Annotated in this window: 18 protein-coding genes and 1 pseudogene; 10 read left to right on the forward strand and 9 right to left on the reverse strand. The window is 39.3% G+C overall.

Translation table 11 applies throughout. The annotated features are described in order from the left end of the window. The 3 genes and pseudogenes from ADH52_RS00340 to ADH52_RS00350 form a co-directional block, all read left to right on the forward strand. Positions 1 to 323 (forward strand): annotated as a pseudogene (locus tag ADH52_RS00340) (hypothetical protein); the annotation flags it as partial. A gap of 72 nt (positions 324 to 395) precedes the next feature. Then, on the forward strand, positions 396 to 1,073 hold the full coding sequence (locus ADH52_RS00345) for a DUF443 family protein (protein ID WP_004269710.1): 678 nt from the start codon (positions 396 to 398) through the stop codon (positions 1,071 to 1,073). 103 nt (positions 1,074 to 1,176) lie between these two features. Then, positions 1,177 to 1,467: a DUF4176 domain-containing protein gene (locus ADH52_RS00350; RefSeq protein ID WP_004269711.1), complete on the forward strand. Its 291-nt coding sequence runs from the start codon at positions 1,177 to 1,179 to the stop codon at positions 1,465 to 1,467. Positions 1,468 to 1,805: 338 nt separating this feature from the next. Here the strand turns inward: ADH52_RS00350 and ADH52_RS00355 are convergent, their stop codons facing one another. Further along, positions 1,806 to 2,501 carry a VIT1/CCC1 transporter family protein gene (locus ADH52_RS00355; RefSeq protein WP_049509353.1) on the reverse strand — a complete coding sequence of 232 codons (696 nt, stop codon included), beginning with the start codon at positions 2,499 to 2,501 and terminating at the stop codon, positions 1,806 to 1,808. 230 nt (positions 2,502 to 2,731) lie between these two features. On the opposite strand from ADH52_RS00355, the gene ADH52_RS00360 reads away from it, so the two are divergent. Genes ADH52_RS00360 through ftsY form a run of 3 tightly spaced genes read left to right on the forward strand, consistent with a single transcriptional unit; the run spans position 2,732 to position 5,613 of the window. Continuing rightward, on the forward strand, positions 2,732 to 3,523 hold the full coding sequence (locus ADH52_RS00360; protein WP_049487248.1) for a Cof-type HAD-IIB family hydrolase: 792 nt from the start codon (positions 2,732 to 2,734) through the stop codon (positions 3,521 to 3,523). Further along, on the forward strand, positions 3,523 to 4,341 hold the full coding sequence (locus ADH52_RS00365) for a Cof-type HAD-IIB family hydrolase (protein WP_049487247.1): 819 nt from the start codon (positions 3,523 to 3,525) through the stop codon (positions 4,339 to 4,341). Before ADH52_RS00360 ends, ADH52_RS00365 begins: the two co-directional genes overlap by 1 nt. Before the next feature lie 3 nt (positions 4,342 to 4,344). Further along, a complete protein-coding gene (gene ftsY / locus ADH52_RS00370) occupies positions 4,345 to 5,613 on the forward strand; it encodes a signal recognition particle-docking protein FtsY (protein WP_049509355.1) in 1,269 nt (422 codons plus the stop codon). Between the two features lie 45 nt (positions 5,614 to 5,658). On the opposite strand, the gene zwf is transcribed toward ftsY, so the two are convergent. From zwf to ADH52_RS00385, 3 genes are all read right to left on the reverse strand, one after another. Continuing rightward, entirely contained in the window at positions 5,659 to 7,146 is a 1,488-nt protein-coding gene (gene zwf / locus ADH52_RS00375; protein ID WP_049509357.1) for a glucose-6-phosphate dehydrogenase, read from the reverse strand. 150 nt (positions 7,147 to 7,296) lie between these two features. Then, a complete protein-coding gene (locus ADH52_RS00380) occupies positions 7,297 to 8,037 on the reverse strand; it encodes an amino acid ABC transporter ATP-binding protein (RefSeq protein ID WP_001096316.1) in 741 nt (246 codons plus the stop codon). Beyond that, entirely contained in the window at positions 8,037 to 10,202 is a 2,166-nt protein-coding gene (locus ADH52_RS00385) for an ABC transporter substrate-binding protein/permease (RefSeq protein ID WP_049509359.1), read from the reverse strand. Before ADH52_RS00385 ends, ADH52_RS00380 begins: the two co-directional genes overlap by 1 nt. A 173-nt stretch (positions 10,203 to 10,375) precedes the next feature. Between ADH52_RS00385 and ADH52_RS00390 the strand changes: the two genes are divergently transcribed. From ADH52_RS00390 to ADH52_RS00405, 4 genes are all read left to right on the forward strand, one after another. Further along, positions 10,376 to 11,329 (forward strand): CPBP family intramembrane glutamic endopeptidase, encoded by a 954-nt coding sequence (locus ADH52_RS00390; protein WP_049509360.1) that lies wholly within the window; start codon positions 10,376 to 10,378, stop codon positions 11,327 to 11,329. 76 nt (positions 11,330 to 11,405) lie between these two features. Then, positions 11,406 to 13,394 (forward strand): excinuclease ABC subunit UvrB, encoded by a 1,989-nt coding sequence (uvrB, locus tag ADH52_RS00395; protein WP_049509362.1) that lies wholly within the window; start codon positions 11,406 to 11,408, stop codon positions 13,392 to 13,394. 14 nt (positions 13,395 to 13,408) lie between these two features. Continuing rightward, complete coding sequence (locus ADH52_RS00400) at positions 13,409 to 13,897, forward strand: GNAT family N-acetyltransferase (protein WP_049509364.1); 489 nt, start codon at positions 13,409 to 13,411, stop codon at positions 13,895 to 13,897. A gap of 72 nt (positions 13,898 to 13,969) precedes the next feature. Next, entirely contained in the window at positions 13,970 to 14,437 is a 468-nt protein-coding gene (locus ADH52_RS00405) for an 8-oxo-dGTP diphosphatase (protein ID WP_049509366.1), read from the forward strand. Here the strand turns inward: ADH52_RS00405 and ADH52_RS00410 are convergent. From ADH52_RS00410 to coaB, 5 genes are all read right to left on the reverse strand, one after another. Then, positions 14,434 to 14,949 carry a transcription repressor NadR gene (locus ADH52_RS00410; protein WP_049509367.1) on the reverse strand — a complete coding sequence of 172 codons (516 nt, stop codon included), beginning with the start codon at positions 14,947 to 14,949 and terminating at the stop codon, positions 14,434 to 14,436. The two genes, ADH52_RS00405 and ADH52_RS00410, sit on opposite strands and share 4 nt — an antisense overlap. 11 nt (positions 14,950 to 14,960) lie before the next feature. Further along, complete coding sequence (locus ADH52_RS00415; protein WP_001097396.1) at positions 14,961 to 15,488, reverse strand: ECF transporter S component; 528 nt, start codon at positions 15,486 to 15,488, stop codon at positions 14,961 to 14,963. Between the two features lie 173 nt (positions 15,489 to 15,661). Continuing rightward, a complete protein-coding gene (locus ADH52_RS00420) occupies positions 15,662 to 16,225 on the reverse strand; it encodes an ECF transporter S component (RefSeq protein WP_049509370.1) in 564 nt (187 codons plus the stop codon). Then, positions 16,209 to 16,760 (reverse strand): phosphopantothenoylcysteine decarboxylase, encoded by a 552-nt coding sequence (gene coaC, locus ADH52_RS00425; protein ID WP_049509371.1) that lies wholly within the window; start codon positions 16,758 to 16,760, stop codon positions 16,209 to 16,211. The genes ADH52_RS00420 and coaC overlap by 17 nt, the downstream gene beginning before the upstream one ends. 11 nt (positions 16,761 to 16,771) lie before the next feature. After that, positions 16,772 to 17,461, reverse strand: coding sequence for a phosphopantothenate--cysteine ligase (coaB, locus tag ADH52_RS00430; RefSeq protein WP_049509373.1), 690 nt, complete (start codon positions 17,459 to 17,461; stop codon positions 16,772 to 16,774). Between the last annotated feature and the right edge of the window lie 100 nt (positions 17,462 to 17,561).

A 17,561-nucleotide genomic window follows, 5' to 3' on the forward strand; every position in this document is an offset into this window, starting at 1 on the left:
CTTTTCTTTTAACATATGTTCTGGTTGAATTATTTTACTATTCTCGGAAAAGAAGGATGGCCTTCTTGATAGGGCACGAACTTAGGCATTTACAATATTATAAAATTACGCCAGTAAAAATTGACTTTAAACAATTGCTAGGATTTATAGTGGTTATTGGTGGGCTAGCATTTTTTATGCCAATGTATTATTTCTACTCAGGTAACTTACTTTTTGGCTTAATGGCCAATGCAATCATCTTTCTATATTTGTCGGCTTCTAATGTTGCATATGGAACTGAAAGCCATCACTTATATAAAATAAATGATAAAAAACTAAAATAAGATGTAGCCGATATCAAGATACTCCTCATAGCTTGGGAAAACTCATGTTTTCTTAGATTAGTAAGGATTAAAATGCAAAAAATAAAATTATATTATAAAGGGAATTTTCGATACCTATTATTTCATTATCAGGGGAAACAGTATCTATTAGATAGATCTCCTAAACATTTTCTCGGATATTTCTGTTTGCCTTTAAACTGGTATTTTTATCAGAAAGTTTATGCTATCTCAGATGAAGAACTTTTTAAAATCGAAGAAAAAAACTCTAAGGCGAGCAAATTTATCCTTCCAACATCATTAGCTGCAGGATTGGCAGTTTTTGTGAATGCCTGGGCTCGTATGAATCATATTGATTTATTTGCCAACTTTTATGTGAATTTTTCGATAGTAACTAGTTTGCTTTTAGTAGTTATTGGTTTATTATTGTCTTTTAGTTTGCTTCAGCTTTTATATTCTAAAAAGAAAAAAAGTTTGGAGGAATTACTTAATAGATCATTGGAACAATCTATTTATTTTAAGATAAAACCAGTAAATTCATCGCGTTTTTACGTAAAAATGCTTCTTTTACGAGTATGTTTCTTTGCTTTAGCTCTTATATTTGCCTTAGCTTTTATTTATATAAAAAATGTTGCCATGCTTTTGATAATGATTTTAACAATGTTCATTTCTCTAGCAACCATAAATGTTGCCTTTGCACCTGGAGAAGAACGGGAATATGAGATAGTTGATGTTTTATCAAAGTTGAAATAAAATGTTGTTTTACCTAAATTCAGTGCTATATTTTTTATATTATTGAGATTTATTATTTAAAAAAATAAAATTATTACTTAAATATCGAAAGGAAGAAAAGATTATGTTACCTATTGGAAGTATTGTTTATTTAAAAGATGGAACCCGTAAAATTATGATTCTTAATCGGGGAGCTTTCATTGACAATGATGGAGAAAAAGTAATTTTTGATTATTCAGGATGCATATACCCAGTAGGGCTTGATGCTGAACAAATTTTATATTTTAATAAAGAAAATATTGATAAAGTTCTTTTTAAAGGTTACAGTGATAACGAAGAGGAACGATATCAAGAACTTTATAGTCAGTGGCTCTTAGAAAATGAGAATAATTTTCAAAGGGGCAAGGTCGATTAATAGATTAGCTTCCGTTGAAGCGTTTATCTCTTATAATAGGAATCGATTTGACATTATTGAGAATACTATCACTTTTAATGATTGATGTTATTGATTAAAATAATTGCAAATAAAGTAAATAACTTTCAACTATTCAGGCGGATGATTTTTTCTGGTAACGTTATAAAATCTTAGAAGACATCAAAACGTTATTAGAAAAACACACATTATAGAATCATTGTCTACGATTGTAGATATAATAAAAGAGAGAATCAAGTTTCTCTCTTTTATTATATCTAAGTAGATGTGGATCTTTTATTTTGTAGGTAGTGCAATTTCATTTAGATATTTCTTATATACTAAATGCTGAAAAGTTGTCCGAGCAGGAAGGTAACTCCCATGGTTAAAAGACCAATAGCTAGGTTTCGAATCATAGCTGTTTTGGTTGGAGCTTTTCCAAGTTTGGCACTAGTGTAACCAGTGAGAAGAAGGGCCACACCGACGATAAGGACAGTAGCAGGGATGCGGTATTCACTTGGGAAAATGGTTACTGAGAGCATTGGAGGCAAACTTCCAAGGAAAAAGGCAACAAAGCTAGAAATCGCAGCGTGCCAAGGATTGGTAAATTCTTCATACTCAATCCCGTATTTTTCCTCTACCAGAGCCTTGAGTGGATTTTTAAGGAAGGCCTTGTTGGTCAAGAGTTGGGCTGATGTTTCACACTCGCCATTTTGAATATAGGCGGCATAGAGAGACTTTTTGGCTAACTCTATATCTTGGTCTAGCAAGACTTGCTCCCGAGCAACGGCTGCTTCCTCTGTATCTTTTTGAGTCGAAACGGATACATATTCTCCACCAGCCATAGAAAAGGCACCAGCCAAGATAGCCGCAAAGCCTGATAAAAAGATGATCCAGATATTGGTCGTAGCACTTGCAACACCGATAACCACACCAGCAATGGAAATAATTCCATCATTGGCACCAAGAACACCAGCACGCAGGATATTTAAACGACCTGCAAAATTTGAATCAATTTCGTGATTTGTTTCTGACATATTATTCTCCTTTTTATCCAGTATAAAGGAAACAGGTAATGAAATCAATCTTTTAAAAGTATCTGAAAAAAGTTGCACGATTTTAATTTTATGAGCTTTTTTAAAAGATAGAAACAGCACTAGCTAGTAGAGAAGGATAAAAGAGAAGCAAAGCTGATAGACTAGTCCTTTTTCTAGTTATCTATGGTATAATAGGAGGTAGATTTACTAATCGGAGTAAGAAAGATTTTATGATTAAACTAGTAGCAACGGATATGGACGGAACCTTCCTAGATGAGAATGGACGCTTTGATATGGACCGCCTCAAGTCTCTCTTAGCTTCCTACAAGGAAAAAGGGATTTACTTTGCGGTGGCTTCGGGGCGCGGATTTCTATCCTTAGAAAAACTATTTGCTGATGTTCGTGATGACATTATTTTTATCGCGGAAAATGGCAGTTTGGTCGAATATCGAGGTCAGGACTTGTATGAAGCGACTATGTCTCGTGAGTTTTATCTATCAACTTTTGAAAAGCTGAAAACGTCACCTTATGTAGATATCAATAAACTGCTCTTGACGGGAAAAAAGGGAGCTTATGTTCTAGATACGGTTGATGAGACCTATTTGAAAGTGAGTCAGCACTATAATGAAAATATTCAAAAAGTAGCGATTCTGGAAGATATTAAAGATGACATTTTCAAATTTACGACCAACTTCACAGAAGAAACGCTTGAAGCTGGGGAGACTTGGGTCAATGAAAATGTCCCTGGTGTTAAGGCTATGACAACTGGTTTTGAATCCATTGATATTGTTCTGGACTATGTCGATAAGGGAGTGGCCATTGTTGAATTGGCTAAAAAACTTGGCATCAAAATGGATCAGGTCATGGCTTTTGGAGACAATCTAAATGACTTGCATATGATGCAGGTTGTGGGACATCCTGTAGCTCCTGAAAATGCACGACCAGAGATTTTAGAATTAGCAGAAACTGTGATTGGTCACCATAAGGACCAGTCGGTTATAGCTTATATGGAGGGCTTATAATGGCAGATATAAAATTGATTGCATTGGACTTGGACGGGACCTTGCTGACTACTGATAAAAGGCTGACGGATCGTACCAAGGCAACCCTGAAAGCTGCGCGTGATCGTGGTATCAAGGTTGTATTGACAACTGGTCGTCCCTTAAAAGCCATGGATTTTTTTCTCCATGAGCTAGGGACTGACGGCCACGAAGATGAGTATACGATTACTTTTAATGGTGGTTTGGTTCAGAAAAATACAGGTGAAATCCTTGATAAGACAGTCTTTTCATATGATGATGTGGCACGCTTGTATGAGGAAACAGAGAAATTATCACTGCCTCTTGATGCTATCTCAGAAGGAACTGTTTATCAAATTCACTCCGACCAAGAAAGTCTTTATGCCAAATTTAATCCAGCTTTGACCTTTGTTTCAGTGGATTTTGAAGACTTATCTAGTCAAATGACTTACAATAAATGCGTGACTGCCTTTGCTCAAGAACCCTTGGATGCAGCCATTCAGAAGATTTCTCCAGAATTGTTTGACCAATATGAAATCTTTAAATCACGTGAAATGTTGCTAGAGTGGTCACCAAAGAATGTTCATAAAGCAACAGGTTTGGCAAAACTAATCAGCCATCTTGGAATCGACCAAAGCCAAGTCATGGCCTGTGGAGATGAGGCCAATGATTTGGCTATGATTGAGTGGGCAGGGCTCGGTGTTGCCATGCAAAATGCTGTTCCTGAAGTCAAGGCAGTCGCAAATGTGGTAACTCCAATGACCAATGATGAAGAGGCTGTCGCCTGGGCTATCGAAGAATATGTGCTAAAGGAGAACTAAGATATGGGATTATTTGACCGTCTATTCGGAAAAAAAGAAGAACCTAAGATCGAAGAAGTTGTAAAAGAAGCTCTGGAAAATCTTGATTTGTCTGAAGATACAGAAGCTGAGGAAGTTTCTCAAGAAGTAGCAGAAGTTGCTGAAGAATCTTTGCTCCAAGAAGAGGAAAATCAAGACACAGTTGAAGAAAGTCTGGATTCAGAGCCAGATGTAGAGGTTCATCAAGAAGAAGTCGAAGTATTACCAAACTCAGAAGAAGTCACAGAGGAAGAGAAGACTGAGCTTCTAGAGACTGTAGAAGAAAATAGTTCTGAAGTGCTTGAACCAGAAATGACTCAAGCAGAAGAAACTGTTCAGGAAAAATATGACCGCAGTCTTAAGAAAACTCGTACAGGCTTCGGAGCTCGCTTGAACGCCTTCTTTGCTAATTTTCGCTCTGTTGACGAAGAATTTTTCGAGGAACTGGAAGAATTACTGATTATGAGTGACGTTGGTGTACAGGTCGCTTCTAATTTAACTGAGGAACTACGCTACGAAGCCAAGCTTGAAAACGCCAAGAAACCTGATGCACTTCGCCGTGTCATCATTGAGAAATTGGTTGAGCTTTATGAAAAGGATGGCAATTACGATGAACGTATCCACTTCCAAGATGGCTTGACAGTCATGCTCTTTGTTGGTGTTAATGGTGTTGGGAAAACAACTTCTATCGGGAAACTAGCCCACCGCTACAAACAAGCAGGTAAGAAGGTCATGTTGGTTGCGGCAGATACCTTCCGTGCGGGGGCGGTAGCCCAGCTAGCTGAATGGGGCCGTCGTGTGGACGTTCCAGTTGTGACTGGACCTGAAAAAGCTGACCCAGCCAGTGTGGTCTTTGATGGCATGGAACGTGCCGTAGCTGAAGGTATTGATATTCTCATGATTGATACCGCTGGTCGTCTGCAAAACAAGGACAACCTCATGGCTGAGCTGGAAAAGATTGGTCGTATTATCAAACGTGTTGTACCAGAAGCACCACATGAAACCTTCTTGGCTCTTGATGCATCAACGGGTCAAAATGCTCTGGTACAGGCCAAAGAATTTTCAAAAATTACCCCTTTAACAGGAATTGTCTTGACTAAGATTGATGGAACTGCTCGAGGTGGTGTTGTTTTAGCCATCCGTGAAGAACTCAATATTCCTGTAAAATTGATTGGTTTTGGTGAAAAAATCGATGATATTGGAGAGTTTAACTCAGAAAACTTTATGAAGAGTCTCTTGGAAGGCTTAATCTAATCAGAAGCAAAAATCCTGCAAGCTACAAACTTGCAGGATTTTTTGTTATTCTAAACGGCCATCTTGACGATAGGCGATATCTGGTTGCCAAGTCCATTTGGCACCAAATTTTTCAAGTAAGTCAAAGCTTGCTTGAGGTCCCATGCTTCCAGCTTTATAGTCATGAAGTGGGGCACCATTTTCAGCCCAGAGTTCTTCGATACGGTCAATCAATTTCCACGACGCACCAACTTCATCCCAGTGGCTAAAGTTAGTTGAGTTGTTATTTAGGACATCATAAATCAATTTCTCGTATGGTTCTGGAGAAGCACCAGTTGCGGTCGCATCTGTACGGTAATCAAGTGAGTTAGGAGCCAAGTTAAATTCTTCTCCTACCTGCTTCCCATTTAGGCTAAGAGAGAAGCCTTCTGTTGGTTGGATATAGATGGTCAAAATGTTTGGAGCAAGTGGTTCTCCAAAGATAGAATCCATTTGTTTAAAGACGATGTTGACATGAGTTCCTTTTTCAGTCAGACGTTTACCAGTACGGAAGAAGAAAGGAACACCACGGAAGCGATCGCTATCTACAAAGAAAGCACCAGATGCAAAGGTTTCAGTTGTTGATTCTGGATTTACATTTGGCTCGCTACGGTAAGAGATGTATTTCATGCCATCAATCTTACCAGAGCGGTATTGACCACGGATAAAGTGTTCTTTAAGCTCTTCATCAGTTGGATGATAGAGGTTTTTAAAGACCTTAATCTTCTCAGCACGAATCTCGTCTTTTGTGAAGCTTGCTGGCTTGTCCATGGCAAGGAGAGAAAGGAGTTGTAGAGTATGGTTTTGGACCATGTCACGGAGTGCACCAGATTGGTCATAGTAGCCACCACGTTCTTCTACACCCAAGCGCTCCGCAAAGGTAATTTGAACATTGTCGATAAAGTTCTTGTTCCAAACGTTTTCAAAAATCAAGTTTGCAAAGCGAACTGCAAAGATACTTTGGATCATTTCCTTACCAAGATAATGATCAATACGGAAAATTTGTTCTTCGTCAAATGTCGCTAGGAGCTCGTCATTCAACTTGCTTGCAGTTGCGTAATCTGTACCAAATGGTTTTTCAACGATTAAGCGTTCAAAACCTTTACCATCTACAATGTTTTCAGATTTGAGGTGTTTGGCAATAGTTCCAAAGAATTGAGGAGCCATTGACAAGAAGAAGAGCTTGTTGTGTTCAGCTTGGTACTTGTCATTTAGTTCAGCCTGCAATTGACGTAGAGCAATGTAGTGTTCTGTATCATTGACATCATGACTTTGATAGTAGAAGTGGCTAGCGAACTCCTGAGCCTGTTCGGTACTATCTGCCAAATCAAGGATCGATTCGACTACAACAGATTCAAAATATTCCTTGCTCCAAGGACGACGAGCAGTTCCAATAACTGCAAAGTGCTCGGAAAGATTGCCGGATTTATAAAGTCTAAAAAGGGAAGGGTAGAGCTTGCGTTTAGCCAGGTCTCCACTCGCACCGAAAATTGTAACAATAACCTTAGATGACATCTAGCTACCTAATTTCTATTTTTATTCCTAGTCTTGCTAGGTATGAGGAAACCTCATTTCATAAACTTAATTCTAACATAATTTTCCGAAAAATCAAAAAATCCAATACGAGATAGAAAAAAACTGCAAGGAAATCCTTACAGTTTGAGTTTAGACGTTTAAGACCTTGTCTAAGAACTCTTTCAGACGTGGGTGTTGCGGGTTATCAAAGATTTGATCAGGTGTTCCGTCTTCAAGGAATTCACCGTCTGCAGTAAAGATAACGCGGTTAGCAACCTGACGAGCAAATCCCATCTCATGGGTTACGATAATCATAGTCATGCCTTGCTCAGCCAATTCCTTCATAACGTTTAGTACGTCTCCGACCATCTCAGGATCAAGGGCTGAAGTTGGTTCATCAAAGAGCATGATGTCTGGATTCATTGCTAGTCCACGAGCGATAGCCACACGTTGTTTTTGACCACCTGATAGGCTATCTGGGTTAGCATTAGCTTTATCTGCTAGCCCAACCTTTTCAAGCAACTCCATTCCCAATTTCTCAGCTTCTTCCTTAGTCATCAACTTGTGCTCAATAGGCGCAAAGGTGATGTTGTCCAATACGGACATGTGTGGGAAGAGGTTGAAGTGTTGGAACACCATTCCGATATTTTCACGGACGTGGTCAACGTTGGTTGTTTTTTCAGTTAAGTCATAGCCGTTCACAGTGATGTGACCGCTAGTAACTTCTTCTAGAAGATTGAGGCTACGAAGGAAAGTTGATTTACCAGAACCTGAAGGACCGATGATACAAACAACATCTCCTTCATAGAATTTAGTCGTGATTCCTTTTAAAACCTCATTTTTTCCATAATGTTTGTGTAAATCATTTACATCAATTTTTAATTTTGCCATTAACGAATCCTCTTTTCTAAGCGTTTCGCTAGTCTAGTCAAAAGTGTGATAATTACAAGATAGAAGATAGCAAGGATTGCATACATCTTGAAACTTTGGTAGTTACGGGCAATGATAATCTTACCAGTTTGGAAGAGCTCCACCAAACCGATAGCAGATACGATGGTTGTATCTTTAAGTGCGATAACAAATTGGTTGACAAAGTTTGGCAACATCAATTTAGTTGCTTGTGGCAGGATAATCTTACGCATGGTTTTTCCATAAGAGATACCCAAGCTTCTGCTGGCTTCCATTTGGCCAACTGGAACGGCCTGAATACCACCACGAACGATTTCAGCGATATAAGCAGCCGCATTGAGTGAGAGGGCAATAGTACCAGCTACAAAGTCGTTAATTGGACTTTGTTGGCCTGTGATAGACTCGATGAAGTTTGGAATTCCCCAGAAGATGAAGGCTGCAAGAATCATCAATGGAATACCACGGATAACGTCAACGAAAATCTCAGAGATAACACGAAGAGATTTGTAGGGGCTAACGCTAAACATACCGAAGATAATCCCGATAACAATGGCAATAGCAAATGAGATAAGAGCTAAAGCAAGAGTGATACCAAGCCCGCTAAGGAGTTGTTTGTAGTTATTTTGAAGCAAGCCCCAGATAGTTGTCTCATCAACAGTGCTTGTTGATGCAGTTGAAGACTCACTAGCTAGGTATTTATCAAGAATCTTTTGGAATTCTCCGTTTGCTTTAAGGTTTGCAAGTCCGTTGTTGAACATTTCAATCAATTCTGGATTTGCTCCTTTTTTAACAGCAAAGGCTGTTTCACCGATTGGAGTTCCAGCGATTGGTGTTTTCAATTTTTGTCCTTGACTGATAGAATATTTGAGAACAGGCTCATCATCCATAACGGCATCAATGGCACCAGTGTTTAAACTGTCATACATTGAAGAACCATCAGCAAAGGTTTTGATTTTGTAACCGTATTTGCTTTGATTTTCTGTTAGGAAGGTTTGAGAAGCAGTTCCATTTTTAACACCGACTGTCTTTCCTTTTAAATCTTCATAAGAAGCAATGGTACTTGATTCTTTGACACCAAGGATTGTATTAGCAGTGTAGTAGGATTCTGAGAAGTCAAAAGTTGCCTTACGAGCATCTGTGACAGACATACCAGCAATGATACCATCAGCTTGTCCAGCTTGAACAGCACTGATAGCGGCATCAAAACCAGGGTTGGTGATTTCAATTTCGAAACCTTGGTCTTTAGCGATGGCCTTAATCAAGTCCATATCAATACCAGTAAATTGGTTGCTTGAGTTTTGGAAAACAAAAGGTGCAAAAGAAGAATCACTGGCAATGATGTATTTAGCTTTAACAGGAGTTGCTTTTAGACCAGCTGCAGTCGTTGTGGTTGGTACTGCTGAAGAAGATGATGCAGTCCATTTCTTGATGATTTTATCAAGACTACCATCTTTTTTCATTTCAGCCAAGGCTTGGTTAAATTCAGTCACAAGGTGCTCGTATTTACTTCCTTTTTTCACACCGAAAGCAAAACTCCCTACAGCTTCCCCATCCATTTCAATATGGAGGTCTTGACCTTGGTTAATGGCATATTCGATAACAGGTTTGTCATCCATCATGGCATCGATGGCACCAGCACTCAAGCTGTTGTTCATCAAATCACTAGTGTCAAATGTTTTAATAGTAAAGCCGTATTTATCTTTGATTGTTTCAAGAAAACGTTGAGCAGCAGTTCCGTTTTTAACACCAACGGTTTTGCCAGTTAATTGGTCATATTTACTAATCTTGTGTGCCTTTGTAGTTGCAATGACAACTTTTGTATCATAGTAAGTATCAGACATGGTGAAGACTTTTTCACGTTCTTTAGTTTTTGTCATCCCTGCCATGATAGCGTCAGCTTGACCAGCTTGAACCGCATTGACCGCTGCATCAAATCCAGGATAGGACATCTGAATATTCCATCCTTTAATCTCTGCGACTTTGTTAATAATGTCAACATCAATTCCTTTATAAGTTTGATCTGAATCTTTAAACTCAAAAGGTGCATAGGCGGTATCAGACACAATCTTAATCGTCTCAGCTTTTGCAATACCTAATGAGAAAATTGGGAATAAAATTAGCAAAAATGCTAGAAATTTTTTCTTCATTTTTAGTCTCCTTTTCCGAATATTTTCCCATTATATCAGAAAAAACTAAAAAATGCAAATCTAGGGGCTTTTATGTTAGAAGATATAACATAAAAGTCCTTTGTTTCTTTATTGAATTGCTACTATAAAGTGCTATAATAATGGTATATAATAGAAGAAAAGAGGACAGGCATATGAAGAACAAAAGAATATTTAAAGACTTCCAAGCTTCAAAAATGAGTTTAAACATTTACACAAGCCCCTTGTTAGCCTTTGTTTTTGTCTTCATAGGAGAGTTTGTGGCTTATACTTTATATGGTATTAGTTTGTTAGCTCTCGTCGGACTTGCTAGAAATTTTGGAGAAGCTGGTCAAAATCTTGCAAGCTACTTACAGACCTTGCAACAGAGCTTGACGGATAAAACAAGTGATTTTCATTTAATTTTAGAATTGCTGGCCTTTGGTTTTATTCTCAACACAGTGTTCAGATGGACTAGAAAAGTTGAGAAAAGACCTATTCGAACTTTGGGATTTTATAGAGAAAATTTCCTCAGCAGTCTTCTGAAAGGTTTTGGGCTAGGTCTGGCACTTTTTCTTCTTACTTTGTTAGGTTTAGTGGCCTTGGGGCAGTATCATTTTGAGTCTATTCACTTGAATCCTTACTCGCTTGTCTTTGTTGTCTTTACTATCCCATTTTGGATTTTACAGGGGACAGCAGAAGAAGTGGTTTCCCGTGCATGGCTCCTTCCTCAATTGGCATCAAGAACTAATTTAAAACTTGCTGTTCTTATATCTAGCCTATTCTTTACCCTGCTTCATGTGGGAAATTCTGGTCTCACACCTCTATCTCTAGTGAATCTCTTTTTATTCGGAGTTGCTATGTCACTTTACCTCCTCAAAACCGATACAGTTTGGGGTGTTGCAGGTATTCATGGGGCTTGGAATTTTGCTCAAGGAAATCTATTTGGGATTTTAGTTAGTGGTCAACCGTCAGGAACGTCTCTGATTACCTTTTTACCACAAGGTAATCAAGGCTGGTTATCAGGAGGATCTTTTGGGATTGAAGGTTCTATCATGACAAGTTTAGTCTTGTTACTGCTGATTGTCTATCTCGCTTACCAATTAAAGAAAGAAAATGAAAGGATGTGACTTCGGTCCGTCCTTTTCTTCGTGAAAATGCTATAAGTATGCTAAAATAGGAATAGCACATGGAAAGAGGATTCTTATGATCAATCGCATTACAGATAATCAATTTAAACTAGTATCAAAATATCAACCATCAGGAGATCAACCACAAGCTATCGAGCAGTTGGTAGATAATATCGAGGGTGGAGAAAAAGCTCAGATTCTGATGGGGGCGACTGGAACAGGGAAGACCTATACCATGAGTCAGGTCATTTCCAAAGTCAATAAACCTACTCTGGTCATTGCCCACAATAAAACTCTAGCAGGACAGCTCTATGGGGAGTTTAAGGAATTTTTCCCTGAAAATGCAGTTGAGTACTTTGTGTCTTACTATGATTATTACCAACCTGAGGCCTATGTCCCTTCCAGTGATACCTATATTGAGAAGGATAGTTCTGTCAATGACGAGATTGACAAACTCCGCCACTCAGCGACTTCGGCTCTTTTGGAGCGTAATGATGTCATTGTCGTTGCTTCTGTCTCTTGTATCTATGGTTTGGGTTCGCCCAAGGAATACGCTGATAGTGTCGTTAGTCTGCGTCCAGGTCTTGAAATTTCTCGTGATAAACTCTTGAATGACTTGGTTGATATCCAGTTTGATCGTAATGATATTGATTTCCAACGGGGAAGATTTCGCGTTCGTGGGGATGTGGTAGAGATTTTCCCAGCTTCCCGTGATGAGCACGCCTTTCGAGTAGAATTTTTTGGAGATGAAATTGACCGTATCCGTGAAGTTGAAGCGCTGACGGGTCAGGTCTTGGGAGAAGTGGATCATTTGGCTATTTTCCCAGCTACTCACTTTGTGACCAATGATGACCACATGGAAGTTGCCATTGCCAAGATTCAAGCAGAGTTGGAGGAGCAACTAGCTGTCTTTGAAAAGGAAGGAAAACTGCTTGAAGCCCAGCGCTTGAAACAACGGACAAAGTACGATATCGAAATGCTGCGTGAGATGGGCTATACTAACGGGGTTGAGAACTATTCACGTCACATGGATGGACGGAGCGAAGGAGAGCCTCCTTATACGCTTCTCGACTTCTTCCCAGATGATTTCTTGATTATGATTGACGAGAGTCACATGACTATGGGGCAGATCAAGGGCATGTACAATGGTGACCGTTCGCGTAAGGAAATGCTGGTCAATTATGGTTTCCGTTTGCCATCAGCTTTGGACAATCGTCCTCTCCGTCGTGAGGAGTTTGAAAGCCATGTGCACCAGATTGTTTACGTTTCGGCGACACCTGGTGACTATGAAAATGAACAGACCGAGACAGTGATTGAGCAAATTATTCGTCCGACAGGTCTTCTAGACCCAGAGGTGGAAGTTCGTCCGACTATGGGACAGATTGATGATCTCTTAGGTGAAATTAATGCCCGTGTTGAAAAGAACGAGCGAATCTTTATCACCACCTTGACCAAGAAAATGGCAGAGGACTTGACCGACTACTTCAAGGAAATGGGCATCAAGGTCAAGTACATGCACTCGGATATTAAGACCTTGGAGAGGACAGAGATTATCCGTGACCTGCGCTTGGGTGTCTTTGATGTCTTGGTCGGAATCAACCTCCTTCGTGAAGGAATTGACGTTCCTGAAGTGAGCCTAGTAGCTATTCTCGATGCTGACAAGGAAGGTTTCCTTCGTAACGAACGTGGACTCGTCCAAACCATTGGTCGTGCTGCCCGTAATAGCGAAGGGCATGTCATCATGTACGCTGACACAGTTACCCAGTCTATGCAACGTGCTATCGATGAAACTGCCCGCCGTCGGAAAATCCAGATGGCCTATAATGAAGAACACGGTATTGTGCCTCAGACAATCAAGAAAGAAATCCGTGATCTGATTGCTGTGACCAAGGCAGTTGCTAAGGAAGAAGACAAGGAAGTTGACATCAATAGCCTCAACAAACAAGAGCGCAAAGAACTTGTCAAGAAACTTGAAAAACAAATGCAAGAAGCCGTTGAAGTGCTTGACTTTGAACTAGCAGCTCAGATACGTGATATGATGCTGGAAGTCAAGGCCTTGGATTAAGGAGAAGAAAATAAATGACGGTTATTATTAAATCAATGGAAACTCCTGAAGAGATAGAAGGTAAATCACTTGTTCACTGGAAAGCGTGGAGAGAAGCTTATGACGACCTTTTGTCTGCAGAATTTCAGGAGACAATGACATTAGAAAGATGTCGATTCTTTAGTCAAAAGTTTCCAGAAAATACATTGATTGCGATGGATGGTCTGAAGGTAGTTGGTTTTATAAGTTATGGCAACTTTCGTGATGAGACTATTCAAGCTGGTGAAATTATTGCTTTATATGTTTTAAAAGACTATTATGGAAAAGGTATCGCACAAAAGTTAATGAAAGCAGCTTTGATTGCTCTTGATCATTTTTCTGAAATTTTCTTATGGGTATTGAAAGATAATAAGCGCGCCATTGCTTTCTATCAAAAAATGGGCTTTACTTTTGATGGACAAGAAAAGATGCTTGAACTTGGAAAACCTATAAAGGAAAAACGAATGGTATTCAATTCTAAATAATTTTAAAAAGTAGAAGCTAGAATCTTTGGTACCAAGTCTAAAAATTTAATAAATTAGAAAGTGAGTAAATTTATGTCTCGAGCACAATTAACGATTTTAACAAACATTTGTCTGATTGAAGACCTCGAAACTCAGCGCGTGGTGATGCAGTATCGCGCTCCTGAAACCAATCGCTGGTCAGGTTATGCCTTTCCAGGAGGCCATGTAGAAAATGGCGAATCTTTCGCAGAGTCTGTTATTCGTGAAATCTATGAAGAAACAGGATTGACTATCCAAAATCCTCAACTTGTCGGCATTAAAAATTGGCCACTGGATACAGGTGGGCGCTATATTGTCGTTTGTTATAAGACAACTGAGTTCTCTGGTACCCTTCGCTCTTCAGATGAAGGAGAAGTTTCTTGGGTGCAAAAAGACCAGATTCCAAACTTGGATCTGGCCTATGATATGTTACCCTTGATGGAGATGATGGAAGCTCCTGACAAATCTGAATTTTTCTACCCTCGCCGTACAGAAGACGATTGGGAAAAGAAAATTTTCTAGTCTTTTACTAAATAACCGAGCTGATCCAAGGCCTCCTCGATATAGTGGAGGTCTTGTTGTGTTTCGGCCTCGACTAGGTGGTAATGGATGCCATCTGTCAATTCAGATAAAGGTCTAAAATCAGAATGCTCGACTTGTTCTAGAAAATGTTGTACATCTCTGCGGCAAGACAGTTTCAGCAAGGTTTCAATTTCTCCATAAACGGGATGGTCAATCAAGGTGTTTTGAACACGTCCACCATTATCTACGATAGCAAGGAGTTCTTGACCGATTTCTTCAACTTCATGTTTCACTTTGAAAAGTTTGTGAACATAAGGATTGGTTTCAATTTGCTTATAGACGTAGCCACGATTAGTGGATAGGATAGGAGCGCCATCGGCTCTCAAAATTGCAATGTCCTGCACAATGACCTGACGTGTGACATGAAAATGTTCCGCCAAACTTTGGCCATTGAGGGCTTTAGGGGCTTCTTTCAAGAGTTGAAGTAGGGCTTGTTTGCGATCTTTTGTCATAGTTCTTCCTTTTAACGGCGTTTTCGAAGCACTTTATAGACAGCTAGTGCTAATGTATAGTCTACCATACTATGGATAATTGTGCCAAATCCAACTAGCACAAATAGAACATAAAACATATTTTCTACATTGGTACCGGAAGTTGCATAAAAAACGACACAAGCTAATACTTCAGCAAGGGCATGGATAAGTGCTAAAACAAAGTTAAAAATCCAAGAAGATTTTGGTTTATCTAGGGTATCGGGGAATTTTTGTAGGTAAAGAGCCCCCAAAGTCCCAAAAAAGATATGAGAAAAAGCTCGAAATACGATAACCATGGGATAGCCAGCCATCAAAAATCCAAAACTAGAGGCTAGGATGACAAAAACAGCCATCAAGGGCGACAAGAACATAGCGATAAAAATAGCGATGTGGCTTCCCAAAGTGTAAGAAGCAGGCGGAATGACAATCTTAAAAGGCATAACAATTGGAATCAAAATCGCAATAGCCGTTAAAAGAGCAGTCATTGTCATAAATTGTGTCTTTTTCCGTGTGTTCATAAGAATCTCCTTTTTCTGTATATACACTAGTATAGTACAATAAACAAGACAATAAAGCAAGGATTTACTTGAGTTTATAGGTCGTTTTTTAGTTAAAAGTTAGTAAAGATTTCACTAAAAAGAAACTGTATAGAGCAAAATCTCCACCTTCAAGCTTGAAAGTGGAGATGTTTTTATTTTTTCAAAGTCTGTAGTCTTGGAACAATGGCTAGGGTTAGAACTGCGGAAATGACTAATTCGGCAATAGAATTTGTTGAGATAACAGTTGCCAGAAGTAGTTTGATATTTCCATCAAAAACATTTCCAAATAGGAAGAAGATTCCACCAAGTACAAAGACTGTGTTGGTAAGTGAACCAAGGGCACCAGCTAGAATCAAACCAGTTTTATTTTTCATCAGTTTATAGACTAGATACGGAGTTAAACCAATCAAAATACGTGGGACGATAGCTATGATAGCTGAGTAGATGTTTCCGTTTGGTACAAAAGGTGAGAAGAGGTAGCTTGTCGGCAGAATCGTAATTGTATTAACCGTCAAACTAAGTAGCCCCATCAAAAATCCAAGTGTAACCCCAACGCGTGGACCGTAAATAATGCTGGCAATAATGACAGGAATATGAACAATGGTCGGTTTGATTGGAAATGGAAAAAGGTTAAAGACAAGCGAGCTCAGAAAGTGTATCACGAGCATGGTTGCAAAAAAGATAGCAATAGGTGCAATATTAGAGCGTTTTTTCATCGAGAGTTTCCTTTATTCTTTCTAAAATAATTGTGAGGTCAGCTAAGGCTCCTCGTCCGTGGTCTCCACAAGCTAGTAGGGATTCCTTAGGAGCAATCAGCTGATACCCGTAGGCTTCTAATGTTTTTAGATTAGCCTGAGTTGCTGGATGGTCATACATTTTTGTATTCATAGCAGGAGCTATTAGTTTGGGAATATGACTTGGCAAGGCTAAAGCTGTACTGGTCACCATGTTGTCCGCAAAGCCAAGGGCTAGTTTTGCGATAGTGTTAGCAGTTGCAGGGGCCACGATGAATACATCCGCCTTTTTTCCAAGTTCGATATGATTAACCTGTTCAGGATAGGGTTCCTTCATGACATCCAAGTGGACAGGATTCTGTGATAATACCTGTAGTGTCAAAGGTTGGATAAACTCTGTAGCAATCTGGGTCATTAAGACAGTGACTTGATGGCCTTGTTTTTTTAGAGAACTGACTAAATCTGCCGACTTGTAAGAGGCGATTGACCCCGTTACAGCCAAGAGAATATGTGCCATAGCTTTCCTTTCTAAGAATGATAGGCTTGAATTTTTTCAAGGAGGAGTTTTGCAATTTCTTCTTTAGTCTGGACTGCTTGAAGATGATCTTTCTCAACAAAGATTGCGCGGTGCTGGTTTGTTGAGATTTGAGTCAGGTCATTTGCGATAATCAAGTCTGCTTGGTTCTTGATAAGACTTTTTCTAGCAATGTCAACCAGATGTTCTTCGGTAACATCAACCAGCAGTTTAAAACCAATCAGATGAATAGCAGGATTCCATTCCTTGACTAGGGATATGATTTTGGGTGTTTTTTTCAGGAATAAAACCTGAACCTCGTCAGTTGAAGAAATCTTAGCTTGATGATTTTGCTTGTTTAAAAATTCCTCTAGATTGGAACTAGCCTGAACCTCCTCAAACCCTGTCATATAGACAGGAGTGTAATCAGATACGGCCATTGAGTGAATCAAGACCTGATAGTCCTTGACACGTTCTTGCATTTCAAGGAGAAGGTCGTTTGTATTGTTAATTTCTTGAATGCTTAGGTTGGGATGGGCTTCTGGCTTTAGAGCTCGTTTTGTTGTTATCAAACAAACTTCATGCCCAGCAGCAAGCAAAGTTTCTGTGATGATTTTCCCCAAGCGTCCTGTAGAATGGTTAGTGATAGAGCGGACGCTATCAATAGCTTCACTGGTACCGCCCGATGTAACTAAAATTTTCATAGCACTATTGTACACAAAAATAAACGGTAAGTAAAATGAAAGTGATAAAATTTTGGTAAAAGGAAAGAATATAGTTTCAAACTATAAAGCCATATAAAAT

Source organism: Streptococcus pseudopneumoniae, assembly GCF_001072665.1.
In the GTDB taxonomy this organism is placed as follows: Bacteria; Bacillota; Bacilli; order Lactobacillales; family Streptococcaceae; genus Streptococcus; species Streptococcus pseudopneumoniae_S.

Bases quoted from the DNA above. Each gene is read 5' to 3' on its own strand.
- coaB (WP_049509373.1), bottom strand. From the start codon at position 17,461: ATGAAAATTTTAGTTACATCGGGCGGTACCAGTGAAGCTATTGATAGC.
- ADH52_RS00360 (WP_049487248.1), top strand. From the start codon at position 2,732: ATGATTAAACTAGTAGCAACGGATATGGACGGAACCTTCCTAGATGAG.
- ADH52_RS00345 (WP_004269710.1), top strand. From the start codon at position 396: ATGCAAAAAATAAAATTATATTATAAAGGGAATTTTCGATACCTATTA.
- ADH52_RS00405 (WP_049509366.1), top strand. From the start codon at position 13,970: ATGTCTCGAGCACAATTAACGATTTTAACAAACATTTGTCTGATTGAA.
- ADH52_RS00410 (WP_049509367.1), bottom strand. From the start codon at position 14,949: ATGACAAAAGATCGCAAACAAGCCCTACTTCAACTCTTGAAAGAAGCC.
- coaC (WP_049509371.1), bottom strand. From the start codon at position 16,760: ATGGCACATATTCTCTTGGCTGTAACGGGGTCAATCGCCTCTTACAAG.
- ADH52_RS00420 (WP_049509370.1), bottom strand. From the start codon at position 16,225: ATGAAAAAACGCTCTAATATTGCACCTATTGCTATCTTTTTTGCAACC.
- ADH52_RS00390 (WP_049509360.1), top strand. From the start codon at position 10,376: ATGAAGAACAAAAGAATATTTAAAGACTTCCAAGCTTCAAAAATGAGT.
- uvrB (WP_049509362.1), top strand. From the start codon at position 11,406: ATGATCAATCGCATTACAGATAATCAATTTAAACTAGTATCAAAATAT.
- zwf (WP_049509357.1), bottom strand. From the start codon at position 7,146: ATGTCATCTAAGGTTATTGTTACAATTTTCGGTGCGAGTGGAGACCTG.
- ADH52_RS00355 (WP_049509353.1), bottom strand. From the start codon at position 2,501: ATGTCAGAAACAAATCACGAAATTGATTCAAATTTTGCAGGTCGTTTA.
- ftsY (WP_049509355.1), top strand. From the start codon at position 4,345: ATGGGATTATTTGACCGTCTATTCGGAAAAAAAGAAGAACCTAAGATC.
- ADH52_RS00415 (WP_001097396.1), bottom strand. From the start codon at position 15,488: ATGAACACACGGAAAAAGACACAATTTATGACAATGACTGCTCTTTTA.
- ADH52_RS00385 (WP_049509359.1), bottom strand. From the start codon at position 10,202: ATGAAGAAAAAATTTCTAGCATTTTTGCTAATTTTATTCCCAATTTTC.
- ADH52_RS00365 (WP_049487247.1), top strand. From the start codon at position 3,523: ATGGCAGATATAAAATTGATTGCATTGGACTTGGACGGGACCTTGCTG.
- ADH52_RS00380 (WP_001096316.1), bottom strand. From the start codon at position 8,037: ATGGCAAAATTAAAAATTGATGTAAATGATTTACACAAACATTATGGA.
- ADH52_RS00400 (WP_049509364.1), top strand. From the start codon at position 13,409: ATGACGGTTATTATTAAATCAATGGAAACTCCTGAAGAGATAGAAGGT.
- ADH52_RS00350 (WP_004269711.1), top strand. From the start codon at position 1,177: ATGTTACCTATTGGAAGTATTGTTTATTTAAAAGATGGAACCCGTAAA.